An 11034-nucleotide genomic window follows, 5' to 3' on the forward strand; every position below is an offset into this window, starting at 1 on the left:
TTAGTGGACACGATTGCCAGTTTCTTCAGTTTTATCACCACACCTGTTTCATGGGTCATCGTCCAGTTCCACTCGCTGTACGGGATGATTTTCGGCCCCGACACGGGCTGGGCCTGGGGACTGTCCATCGTGTCCCTGGTGGTGCTGATCCGGATCTGCCTGATCCCGCTTTTCGTGAAGCAGATCAAGTCGACCCGGAACATGCAGGTGCTCCAGCCCAAGATGAAGGCGATCCAGGAGCGCTACAAGAACGACAAGCAGCGGCAGTCCGAAGAGATGATGAAGCTGTACAAGGAGACGGGCACCAACCCGCTCTCCTCGTGTCTTCCCATCCTGGCGCAGTCGCCGTTCTTCTTCGCCCTGTACCACGTGCTCTCCAGCATCGCCAACGGCAACACCATCGGCGTCATCAACCAGGGGCTGCTCGACAGCGCGCGGCAGGCACACATCTTCGGTGCCCCGCTGGCCGCGAAGTTCCTGGACAGCAGTGACAAGGTGGCGTCCCTGAACGCCACGCTCACCGATGTACGCATCGTCACCGCGATCATGATCGTCATGATGTCGGCGTCGCAGTTCTACACGCAGCGCCAGCTGATGACCAAGAACGTCGACCTGACGGTCAAGACGCCGTACATGCAGCAGCAGAAGATGCTGATGTACATCTTCCCGCTGATCTTCGCTGTCACGGGTGTCAACTTCCCCGTGGGTGTGCTCGTCTACTGGCTGACCACCAACGTGTGGACCATGGGCCAGCAGATGTACGTGATCAACCAGAACCCCACGCCGGGCAGCAAGGCGCAGGACCAGTACCTCCAGCGCCTGCTGAAGAGCATCACCTCGCACACCGAGGTGCGGTCCCGCCGTAAGCGCGGCATCGTCCAGGCGATCGTGGCCAAGGGGCCCGACCGCAATGACAACGAGCGCAAGTTCATCACGGGCCTGGCGAAGGTGGGCCTGGCCGCGCAGGCCGACGGCACGGTGGTCAAGAGCGACACCGCGGCCGCCGAGGCCGAGTCCGGCAGTGCGGCGAAGCGGCAGCAGCCCAAGCGTCAGACCAAGGCGAAGCGGCAGGCCGCCGCCACTCACCCGGGCACGGACAAGCCGGCGCAGGCCAAGGACTCCGAGGCCGCCGGTGAGGCGGCGAAGACCTCGTTGCAGAAGAAGGACGAGTCGCAGGACACCACGTCCCAGCCGTCGGGCAAGCCCGCCGCCGGTTCCGCACGCCAAGCCAAGTCGGGGCAGCGTAAGGGCCAGCAGCGGCCCAAGCACCCGTCCAAGAAGTAAGAAGGAGTCCATCCGTGACGGAAGGCACCATCTCCGCCGCCCCCGAGTCCGGCGTCGAGGGGAGCGACACCCTGACCCGCCTGGAACAGGAAGGGGAGATCGCGGCCGACTACCTCGAGGGCCTGCTCGATATCGCCGATCTCGACGGTGATATCGACATGGACGTCGAGGCCGACCGGGCCGCGGTCTCGATCATCAGCGACTCGAGTGGCCGGGATCTGCAGAAGCTTGTCGGACACGACGGTGAGGTGCTGGAGGCGCTTCAGGAGCTGACGCGGCTCGCCGTGCACCGGGAGACCGGGGACCGTAGCCGGCTGATGCTGGACATCGCGGGCTTTCGGGCCAAGAAGCGCACCGAACTGGCCGAGTTGGGCGCCAAGGCCGCGGACGAGGTGAAGTCCACCGGTGAGCCGGTGAAGCTGAACCCCATGACACCCTTCGAGCGCAAGGTCGTGCATGACGCGGTCGCGGCCGCCGGTCTGCGCAGCGAGTCCGAGGGCGAAGAGCCGCAGCGCTTCGTCGTGGTGCTCCCTGCCTGAGTGGTCCTTTGCTTTTCGGCCCCGTCTGTTACGCAGGCGGGGCCGAACTTTGTCAGCCTGATAGTTCAGCCACCAGTCGGTGGATCGGTATGGAAGGACGGTTCCCGTGACGGAGGCAGCAGAGCTTCCCCCCGCACCGGAAGAGGCACGCACTGTTTTCGGTGAGTTCTTTCCGGAAGCTGTCCGCTACGGGGAGCTGCTGGCGGACGCCGGGGTCAAGCGCGGACTGATCGGTCCACGTGAGGTCCCACGGCTGTGGGAGCGGCACCTGCTGAACTGCGCGGTGCTCTCCGAGGTCGTACCTGAGGGCGTCATGGTCTGCGATGTCGGCTCGGGTGCGGGGCTTCCCGGAATCCCGCTGGCGCTGGTACGGCCGGACCTGAAGATCACGCTGCTGGAGCCCCTGCTGCGGCGCACGAACTTTCTCCAGGAAGTGGTCGAGCTGCTGGGCCTGGAGCATGTGACTGTCGTACGTGGCCGGGCCGAGGAGGTCCTCGGCACCTTGCAACCGGTACATGTGGTGACAGCCCGCGCGGTGGCTCCGCTGGATCGGCTGGCCGGTTGGGGGGTGCCGCTGTTGCGCCCGTACGGCGAGATGCTGGCACTCAAAGGCGACACGGCCGAGGAGGAGATCCAGGGCGCCCGCGCGGCGCTCAGCAAACTCGGTGTGGTGGACACCTCGGTTGTGCATGTCGGAGAAGGCATCGTCGACCCGCTGGCCACCGTGGTGCGGGTGGAGGTCGGGGAGAGCCCCGGTGGCGTGAGGTTCGCTACGAAGAAGGCCAAGGCCGCCCGTGCGGGGCGTGTGAGGCGTCGCCGTTGAGCCGTACAGTTCGCACTGCCTATCAGTGATGCTCCATACAAGCTGCCATACCCATGCATTGCGGAGTGTCGTGACGGTCTAGCTCTGCGGCGAGTGCATCGTGTTTCACGTGAAACGTCGCTCACTGCTGCAGGGAATCATCAGCCGTGGCCGCGCGGCTTCCACGCCGCGCGGCCGGAAGCCCCTCGAAAGAGGGACGGGGTTGTCCACAGAAGTGGATTCCTCCACAGAACCACGGGCCTCGCTGGTTCACGACCCCGAAAGCATGGCAGGCTCTGTTCATTGCGAGTCTGAAGTCGAGGAGAGTGAATCCTTGCGGTCCGACGCCAACATCGCGGGACCGATGACCGATCCGGTCCCCGGTCCCCGTACCGAGTCGGCGGGGGAGGATGTTTCAAGTGAAACACCGCCCCCGATGGACGACACCCCTATTGGCCGAGCTGCCCAGTTGGCGGTGGAGGCACTGGGCCGCGCCGGCGAGGGCCTGCCCCGCCCGGAACAGACGCGTGTCATGGTCGTCGCCAATCAGAAGGGCGGCGTGGGGAAGACGACGACAACGGTCAACCTCGCCGCTTCGCTCGCGCTCCATGGCGCGCGCGTTCTGGTGATCGACCTCGATCCACAGGGCAACGCCTCCACGGCGCTCGGGATCGACCATCACGCCGAAGTTCCCTCGATCTATGACGTCCTGGTGGAGAGCAAGCCACTCTCGGAAGTGGTCCAGCCAGTCCCGGACGTCGAAGGTCTCTTCTGTGCCCCGGCCACCATCGATCTCGCCGGTGCGGAGATCGAGTTGGTGTCGCTCGTGGCACGGGAGAGCCGACTACAGCGGGCGATCGAAGCATATGAGCAGCCGTTGGACTACATCCTCATCGACTGCCCGCCCTCGCTCGGCCTGCTGACCGTCAACGCAATGGTCGCCGGTGCCGAGGTGCTGATCCCCATTCAGTGCGAGTACTACGCGCTGGAAGGTCTGGGGCAGTTGCTGCGGAACGTCGACCTGGTGCGAGGACATCTCAATCCCGCGCTGCATGTGTCGACGATCCTGCTCACCATGTACGACGGCAGGACGCGACTCGCCTCGCAGGTGGCGGACGAAGTGCGCAGCCACTTCGGCAAGGAGGTTCTGCGGACGAGCATCCCTCGGTCCGTACGTATCTCGGAGGCGCCGAGCTATGGCCAGACGGTGCTGACGTATGACCCGGGGTCCAGCGGGTCTCTGTCGTACCTCGAAGCCGCCCGTGAGATCGCTCTAAGGGGGGTTGGGGTGCACTATGACGCCCAGCAGGTCCATATGGGCAGCCAGAACAGCCAGCAGACCATGTCGGAGGGGATCCAGTGAGCGAGCGACGTAGAGGATTGGGGCGTGGGCTCGGTGCGCTGATCCCTGCCGCTCCGCAGGAGAAGCAGGTGCCCGCCGCCGGAGTGGCCTCGGCTTCTCCTGGAGCGGCTCCGGTGCTGACCACGGACCGGGGTGTTGCCGCCGCGAAGGTGACATCGCTGCCGCAGGCCGCTATGCCGCCGGACACGGAGACCGCGGCTCCGGAGCAGGAGCCGGCGCCCGCGCCGACGGCCGGGGCGCACTTCGCCGAAGTGCCGATCGGGTTCATCACGCCGAACCCCCGGCAGCCCCGTGAGGTGTTCGACGAGGACGCACTCGCCGAGCTGGTCACGTCCATCAAGGAGGTCGGGCTCCTCCAGCCGGTTGTCGTACGGCAGGTAGGGCCGGAGCGCTATGAGCTCATCATGGGTGAGCGGCGCTGGCGGGCGTGCCGGGAAGCCGGTCTGGAACGCATTCCCGCGATCGTCCGTGCCACGGACGACGAGAAGCTGCTGCTTGACGCGCTGCTGGAGAACCTGCACCGCGCCCAGCTGAACCCGCTGGAAGAGGCCGCGGCCTACGACCAGTTGCTCAAGGACTTCAACTGCACGCATGACCAGCTGGCCGACCGGATCGGGCGCTCGCGTCCGCAGGTCTCCAACACGCTTCGTCTGCTGCGGCTTTCTCCCCCTGTGCAGCGCAGGGTTGCCGCCGGTGTGCTGTCGGCCGGTCATGCGAGGGCGCTTCTCGCGGTGGAGGACTCAGAGGAACAGGACCGCCTGGCGCATCGCATCGTGGCCGAAGGACTCTCGGTCCGAGCGGTCGAGGAGATCGTGACCCTGATGGGGTCGCGTCCTCAGAGCACCCCGAAGTCGAAGGGGCCCCGAGCCGGCGCCCGGCTTTCTCCGGCGCTGACCGATCTGGCATCGCGTCTCTCGGACCGCTTCGAAACCCGGGTGAAGGTCGACCTGGGACAGAAGAAGGGAAAGATCGTCGTCGAGTTCGCCTCGGTAGACGATCTGGACCGGATTCTTGGCACGCTCGCACCGGGCGAGGGGCGTGTCCTGGAGAAGAGCCTTTCCGAGGAAGAGGGTGCTGGAGAGGACGACGAGAGCTGAGGCTCTCACGTAGCCACCGGGCGGGCCGTGTTCCATGCTGACTGGAAAGCGGCCCGCCCTTTGCTGTCCCTCGGTGTGCCGGAAACCTCTGGGTGGATACGATGCGTTCTGGTATGGCGCATCCACGTTGATCCACCTCAGAAGGAGAGCGGAGGCCATGCGAGCGGTGAGCCGCAACCAATTGGTGTCAGCTGGACTGGGTCTTGGCGTGCTCGGCGGCTTCGTCGGCAGTCTGCTTCGGGAACGGAGTGCGCTGACTGCCGCCCGTGACGCGACGGGCGAGGGAAGTGAGGAACTGCCTCCATGGGGCGTCGGCTGGTACCGCTCACGCTGGACAACCTTCCGGACCTCCCCAAGCGCTGCCGTGCGTGTGTCTTCTGGGAGCTTGATCCGGTCAGCGGGGAAGCCGCAGTAAGGGCGGGCAGGGCCGAGGCGGAGAAAGAGGCCTGGATCTCGGCCGTTCTGCTGGAGTGGGGATCCTGCGGCCGGGTCGTCTATATCGACGATGTGCCGGTCGGTTTCGTTCTGTACGCGCCGCCGGCATACGTGCCGCGGTCCACGGCCTTCCCGACGAGCCCGGTCTCTCCGGACGCGGTCCAGCTCATGACCGCGTGGATCAGGCCCGGTTACCAAGGGCAGGGACTCGGTCGTGTGATGGTGCAGACCGTGGCCAAAGATCTGCTGCGACGCGAGTTCAAGGCGATTGAGGCCTTCGGTGACGCCCGCTGGAAGGAACCGGCCTGCGTGCTGCCCGCCGATCATCTACTGGCGGTGGGCTTCAAGACCGTGCGCCCACATCCGAGGTATCCACGGTTGAGGCTGGAACTGCGGACCACGCTTTCCTGGAAGGAAGATGTGGAGCTGGCTCTGGACCGGTTGCTGGGCGCGGTGAAGAAGGAACCGGCGCTGAGGCCGCTCTGAGTCTGATGAAGGAAGACGAGACATCAAACGGGCCCGATCCCCCAGCTGGAGGAACGGGCCCGTTTCACGTGAAACATCGAAGGCCGACCGCTGCCGACCGTCGACTGTCCTACTCGCTGATGAAGCCCTCCAGCTCCTTCACGAGCGCGGACTTGGGCTTGGCGCCGACGATGGTCTTGGCAACCTCACCGTTCTGGTAGACGTTCAGCGTCGGGATGGACATCACGCCGTACTTGGCTGCGGTGGCCGGGTTCTCGTCGATGTTGAGCTTGACGATCTGGATCTTGTCGCCGTGCTCGGCCGCGATGGCCTCGAGCGACGGAGCGATCTGACGGCACGGTCCGCACCAGGCGGCCCAGAAGTCCACCAGTACGGGCTTGTCGCTCTTCAGGACGTCCTCTTCGAAGGAGTCGTCGGTCACATGCTTCAGGTCGCCGGCCACGGCGGCCTCCTTAAAATCGTGGGTGTATGTCGGGTTGGACGATCAGACGGTGGCGGTCTTCTCCGGCTCGGCGGTCGCCTCGCTGTCGCCCAACGCGGCGAGGTGGCGCTCGGCGTCGAGAGCGGCAGAGCATCCGGTGCCCGCAGCCGTGATCGCCTGACGGTAGGTGTGGTCGACGACATCGCCGGCGCCGAAGACCCCGGACAGGTTCGTCCGCGTCGACGGGGCAGCGACGGTGAGGTAGCCCTCGTCATCCAGGTCGAGCTGCCCCTTGAAGAGCTCGGTCCGCGGGTCGTGGCCCACCGCGATGAATAGGCCGGTCACGGAGAGCGGGGAAGTCTCACCGGTCTTGGTGTTGCGCAGGGTCAGACCGGAGAGCTTCTGATCGCCGTGGATCTCCGCGACCTCGCTGTCCCAGGCGAACTTGATCTTGGGGTCGGCAAAGGCACGGTCCTGCATGGCCTTGGAGGCACGCAGCGTGTCCCGGCGGTGGACGATCGTGACGGACTTGGCGAAGCGCGAAAGGAAGGTGGCTTCCTCCATCGCGGTGTCGCCGCCACCGACGACGGCGATGTCCTGGTCCTTGAAGAAGAAGCCGTCACAGGTGGCACACCAGGAGACGCCGCGCCCGGACAGGGTGTCCTCATTGGGCAGGCCGAGCTTGCGGTGCTGGGAGCCGGTTGTGACGATCACTGCCTTGGCGCGGTGCACCGTGCCGGCCGTGTCGGTGACCGTCTTGATGTCGCCGGTGAGGTCGGCAGCGATGACATCGTCCGGGACGAGCTCGGCGCCAAAACGCTCCGCCTGTGCCCGCATGTTGTCCATCAGGTCCGGGCCCATGATGCCGTCGCGGAACCCCGGGAAGTTCTCCACATCGGTGGTGTTCATCAGCGCACCACCGGCGGTGACGGCGCCCTCGAAGACCAGCGGCTTCAGCGATGCGCGCGCGGTGTACAGCGCGGCCGTATAGCCGGCGGGCCCGGAGCCGATGATGATCACATTACGGACGTCGCTCACGGGTTTCTTCCTCGTCTCTGCAGACTGCCTACTGGGGCCGGATCAACGACTTTCACCCCATCCAACGGATCCTACGGGTCTTGCATTCCCGAGGTGTCCCGGCGGCACGGCAGGGTGTCGTCAGCGGCGGGGGTAGGAGTGCGTCAGCAGGAGTTTCCCTTTGGACGAGGGGGCGCTGTCAACGCATGTCGCATCGATCACATACGCCTCGACCCGGGTGCTGTCTGCAGGGTGCGGCAGGACGACGAGGTAGGCACGGCTGCCTTGGTACCTGCCTTGCTCGGCTGCGAGCGCGGCCTCGGTGCGGCCGGTGCCCTGCTGAACACAGGAAGGCACCTCGGGTTCGGGCTCGAGCAGTGGAGCGTTCGACATGCTCCGGTCGCTGCTCGAGCCATCCTCCTGTTGAGTCTTGGACTCTCCGGCCGGACGATCGGATGCCAGCAGCGCGTCCACGCGTCCTTGGAGGCGTGCCTCGGAGAATTCCTCCCCGGTGCTCGCAGTGGAATTCACCCCCGAAGCGGCCTGTTTGTCGGTACTGCTCTCGTTCGAGGCCTGGAACGCCTGGAGCACCAGAAGGCTGACCCCCACTGCGGCGGTTCCGAAGACGGCCCCCAGTACCGCGATACGGCGCCGACGGCGCGTGTATCCGGCCCGGCCGGGGCCGGTAGCGGCCCTCGGACGGCCGGCGGGGCGGTCGGCTCGTACAGGTTCCGCTGCGGCGGCCGACGCTGACGTCCGAGGATCGGGCGTTGTTTCACGTGAAACATGCCCGGTCTTCCCGAGCGCCGTGTCGACCGGTGCGGTTTCGCGGGTCGCGGTCGAGTCCAGGAGCGCCTCAGCCGCCAGCGCGGCATCGATACGTCCCGCGATCTCGGCCGGCATCCGTGGTGGCCCGGGGAGGGTACCGAGTAGTCCCTTGATCTCTGCGAGGGAGTCGTGGACATCGGCGCACAGCGGGCAGCCGTCGAGATGGCGCCGTATGTCGGCCGTGCGGGACGGCGAGAGCAGCCCCTCCGCCAGTTCAGAGATCTCCGAGACATCCGGGTGCTGAGCCGTGTCGGTCGTCGATGTCACGTGCGCCCACCTCCGCCCTTCACTGCAGCAGGATCGCTTGGTCCTGAATCCCTTGGCGCTGATGCCGGTGGGACGGATGTCCCCGGCGCCCGGTTCCTTCCCCTGCCGAGACCGCTGTTATCCCCGGCGTCCCCGCGCAGATGAGTGAGCATGGGCAGAAGCCTGGCCCGGCCGCGTGCGCAGCGGCTCTTCACCGTTCCGACGGGCACATCCAGGACTGCCGCGGCCTCGGCCACGGGATAGCCCTGCATGTCGACGAGTACCAAGGCCGCGCGCTGGTCGGCTGGAAGCTTGGCCAGAGCCGCCAGGAGCTGCCGGTTGAGGTCCTGGCGCTCGGCAGGGGCCTCGGCCGACTCATGGGGCTCAAGAAGCTGTTCCAGCCGCTCGGTGTCGTCCATGGGGGAAGTCTTGCGGGAGGCGGCCTTCCGAGCCCGGTCCAGGCAGGCATTGACCGTGATGCGATGCAGCCAGGTGGTCACGGCGGACTGACCACGGAAGGTATGGGCCGCCCGGAAGGCGGAGACCAGCGCATCCTGAACCGCGTCGGCCGCTTCCTCGCGGTCGCCCAGAGTACGAAGGGCAACCGCCCAGAGCCGGTCGCGGTGGCGCCGTACCAGCTCACCGAACGCGTGAGGGTGGCCATCAACATGAGCGCTCAGGAGGTCCTGGTCGCTTGTATCGCCGAGTGCGGCGTCGTCCAACGGTGAGCCCCCTCCCCTGTCCGGTCAGCTGGTGATCTCGATCTCCGAGATTCCGCCTCGGAAATCGCTGGGCGATCCGTCCGTCGGCAGTTCGGTGATGTGGATCAATACGTACCGGGTCCGCACGGGCTTGTCGAGGGTGTTGCTGAGAGTGCTGCCCACCGTCTCCAGCTTGGTGAGGCGCTGTGAGAAGTCCGAGAGGGCGGTCGGGTTCGAGGCACTCTCTCCGGCGGCCAGTGCTTGGGCCTTCTGACCGCCGCGGTACATGTCCACGTTGATGCCGGACACTTCCTGCACGCTGCCGAGGTCGACGATTATGCCGCTGCCCTCTTTGCGATTCGGGAGATTCCCGAAGTTGGCGTAGCCCCGGTACTGCGGTGTGATCCAGGCAGTACCCGGCTTGCCGTCAATGGCGTTGGGCACCTGCTCCTGCTGTATCCCCGACCCGCCGGGCATGAACTCGGTCGCACTGGAGATGTTGATGGGCTTGCCGGGCTTGACGGCCTTGTCGTCGTTTCCCGGGGTCGTTTGCGTGGGAGCGGGATCTTCCGCCTCGTTGTGGTTGAGGAGCCGGTCGGCGATCTGCCAGCTGCCGAGTCCCAGGGCTGCGATGAGGAGTGCGGCGACGGTCCACTTCAGCGCCTTGCCGGTGCGGCTCTGGAGCGGCGGCGGCGGCACTGCCACCGGGGCGGTGGCGGCGCGCCCGGGAGCGGAGTGCGGGCGCCCGTAGGTGCCCTGCTGGTAGGTGGTGCGCTGGTATTCGGGCGGGGCGGTGAAAGTGGGTTCCGGCGGCCGGATGCGCGGCATCTCCGCGACCGCGGCTGCCAACTCGTCCGGGGTGGTGCAAGGCGGTTCCTGGCGGGAGGCGGTGGCCCCGTCGTTGACCAAGGCCCGCATGGCGAGCTCGGAGAGACCGCGGTGTATCCCCGCGCGCACTTGGTCGGGGGCGATCAGCCCGACATCCTTGGGGAGGCCGGAGAGGCCATGGGCGTCGGTCTCGTAGGGCCAGCGCTGTGTCAGCGCGGCATAGAGAAGCGCGCCGATCGCCTCGGTGTCCGTGCGCTGCGGACGCTCGGCACTGATTCCGCGCAGAGCGGCGTTCACGGCGAGGCCGCGAATCCGGTACTGACCGCTGGACGTCCGCAGTACGGCTCCGGGCGTCAGGCGCAGATGGGCAAGGCCTTCACGGTGGGCCGCTGCCATGGCCTGGGAGATCTGGCTGACCAGCTGATAGGCGTCATGGGCCTCCATCGGGCCGGAGGCGAGGAGAGCGGTGAGTTCGACAGCGTCCGGCAGCCACTCGTGGACGACGTAGACAAGGTCGTTCTCCTCGACGGCGTCCAGTACTTGAACGAAGCGCGGGTCACCGAGCAGGGCGGCGGACCGGGCCGCGGCCAGCACGGAGCGGGCCCGGGGATGGCCGGCGGGAAGCAGATGTACGCCGACCGCGCGGCGCAGCTTCTCGTCGACCGCACGCCAACTGCTGAAACCGTCCAGACGGGTGACGCACTCCTCCAGGCGGTAACGTCTGGCGAGCTTGTGGCCGCTGTGCAGCTCCGGCGCCTCGACGGACGATTCGGTGCTGTGCCGCTCACTGCCCGTGTCCGTCGCGGATCGCTCCGCCGTGTCCTGGGCTTTCGCCAATCCGTCGGTCGTGGCCTTGTCCGCCTTGGCGGTCAGCGGTTCATCACCGCTGTTGTCGGCCACGTCGACGGCAGCCGTGCTACGTTCCGCCACCGTCGCTCCTGCCTCCCCATCCGTTGCGCACTATCCAACAGCCAAGCCAATTGTGCC

The 11034-nt window shown here is 66.6% G+C and carries 11 protein-coding genes; 6 read left to right on the forward strand and 5 right to left on the reverse strand.

Going from position 1 to position 11034, the window contains the following annotated elements; genetic code table 11:
• Positions 1-3 precede the first annotated feature (3 nt).
• The 6 genes from yidC to ACIOJD_RS22055 all read left to right on the forward strand — a co-directional run bounded on the left by yidC (position 4) and on the right by ACIOJD_RS22055 (position 6006).
• Positions 4-1284, forward strand: coding sequence for a membrane protein insertase YidC (gene yidC / locus ACIOJD_RS22030; protein WP_401916205.1), 1281 nt, complete (start codon positions 4-6; stop codon positions 1282-1284).
• Positions 1285-1298: 14 nt separating this feature from the next.
• A complete protein-coding gene (locus ACIOJD_RS22035) occupies positions 1299-1823 on the forward strand; it encodes a protein jag (protein ID WP_401916208.1) in 525 nt (174 codons plus the stop codon).
• Between the two features lie 106 nt (positions 1824-1929).
• Positions 1930-2646, forward strand: coding sequence for a 16S rRNA (guanine(527)-N(7))-methyltransferase RsmG (gene rsmG, locus ACIOJD_RS22040; protein ID WP_401916211.1), 717 nt, complete (start codon positions 1930-1932; stop codon positions 2644-2646).
• 265 nt (positions 2647-2911) lie between these two features.
• Positions 2912-3988 carry a ParA family protein gene (locus ACIOJD_RS22045; protein WP_401917100.1) on the forward strand — a complete coding sequence of 359 codons (1077 nt, stop codon included), beginning with the start codon at positions 2912-2914 and terminating at the stop codon, positions 3986-3988.
• Positions 3985-5085 carry a ParB/RepB/Spo0J family partition protein gene (locus ACIOJD_RS22050; protein WP_401916214.1) on the forward strand — a complete coding sequence of 367 codons (1101 nt, stop codon included), beginning with the start codon at positions 3985-3987 and terminating at the stop codon, positions 5083-5085. The genes ACIOJD_RS22045 and ACIOJD_RS22050 overlap by 4 nt, the downstream gene beginning before the upstream one ends.
• A gap of 303 nt (positions 5086-5388) precedes the next feature.
• Complete coding sequence (locus ACIOJD_RS22055; RefSeq protein WP_401916216.1) at positions 5389-6006, forward strand: GNAT family N-acetyltransferase; 618 nt, start codon at positions 5389-5391, stop codon at positions 6004-6006.
• A gap of 109 nt (positions 6007-6115) precedes the next feature.
• On the opposite strand, the gene trxA is transcribed toward ACIOJD_RS22055, so the two are convergent.
• The 5 genes from trxA to ACIOJD_RS22080 form a co-directional block, all read right to left on the reverse strand.
• Entirely contained in the window at positions 6116-6448 is a 333-nt protein-coding gene (gene trxA / locus ACIOJD_RS22060) for a thioredoxin (protein WP_401882357.1), read from the reverse strand.
• A gap of 42 nt (positions 6449-6490) precedes the next feature.
• The gene (trxB, locus tag ACIOJD_RS22065; protein WP_401916219.1) at positions 6491-7465 is read right to left on the reverse strand and encodes a thioredoxin-disulfide reductase; all 975 of its coding nucleotides are present in this window, start codon (positions 7463-7465) and stop codon (positions 6491-6493) included.
• A gap of 120 nt (positions 7466-7585) precedes the next feature.
• Complete coding sequence (locus ACIOJD_RS22070; protein ID WP_401916222.1) at positions 7586-8539, reverse strand: hypothetical protein; 954 nt, start codon at positions 8537-8539, stop codon at positions 7586-7588.
• Positions 8536-9240 carry an RNA polymerase sigma factor SigM gene (gene sigM, locus ACIOJD_RS22075; protein ID WP_401916225.1) on the reverse strand — a complete coding sequence of 235 codons (705 nt, stop codon included), beginning with the start codon at positions 9238-9240 and terminating at the stop codon, positions 8536-8538. Before sigM ends, ACIOJD_RS22070 begins: the two co-directional genes overlap by 4 nt.
• 24 nt (positions 9241-9264) lie before the next feature.
• A complete protein-coding gene (locus tag ACIOJD_RS22080) occupies positions 9265-10977 on the reverse strand; it encodes a protein kinase family protein (RefSeq protein ID WP_401916228.1) in 1713 nt (570 codons plus the stop codon).
• Between the last annotated feature and the right edge of the window lie 57 nt (positions 10978-11034).

Origin of the sequence: Streptomyces sp. NPDC088116, assembly GCF_044741745.1 — a bacterium.
Lineage (GTDB): Bacteria > Actinomycetota > Actinomycetes > Streptomycetales > Streptomycetaceae > Streptomyces.

Bases quoted from the DNA above. Each gene is read 5' to 3' on its own strand.
- ACIOJD_RS22045 (WP_401917100.1), top strand. From the start codon at position 2,912: ATGGCAGGCTCTGTTCATTGCGAGTCTGAAGTCGAGGAGAGTGAATCC.
- ACIOJD_RS22055 (WP_401916216.1), top strand. From the start codon at position 5,389: ATGGGGCGTCGGCTGGTACCGCTCACGCTGGACAACCTTCCGGACCTC.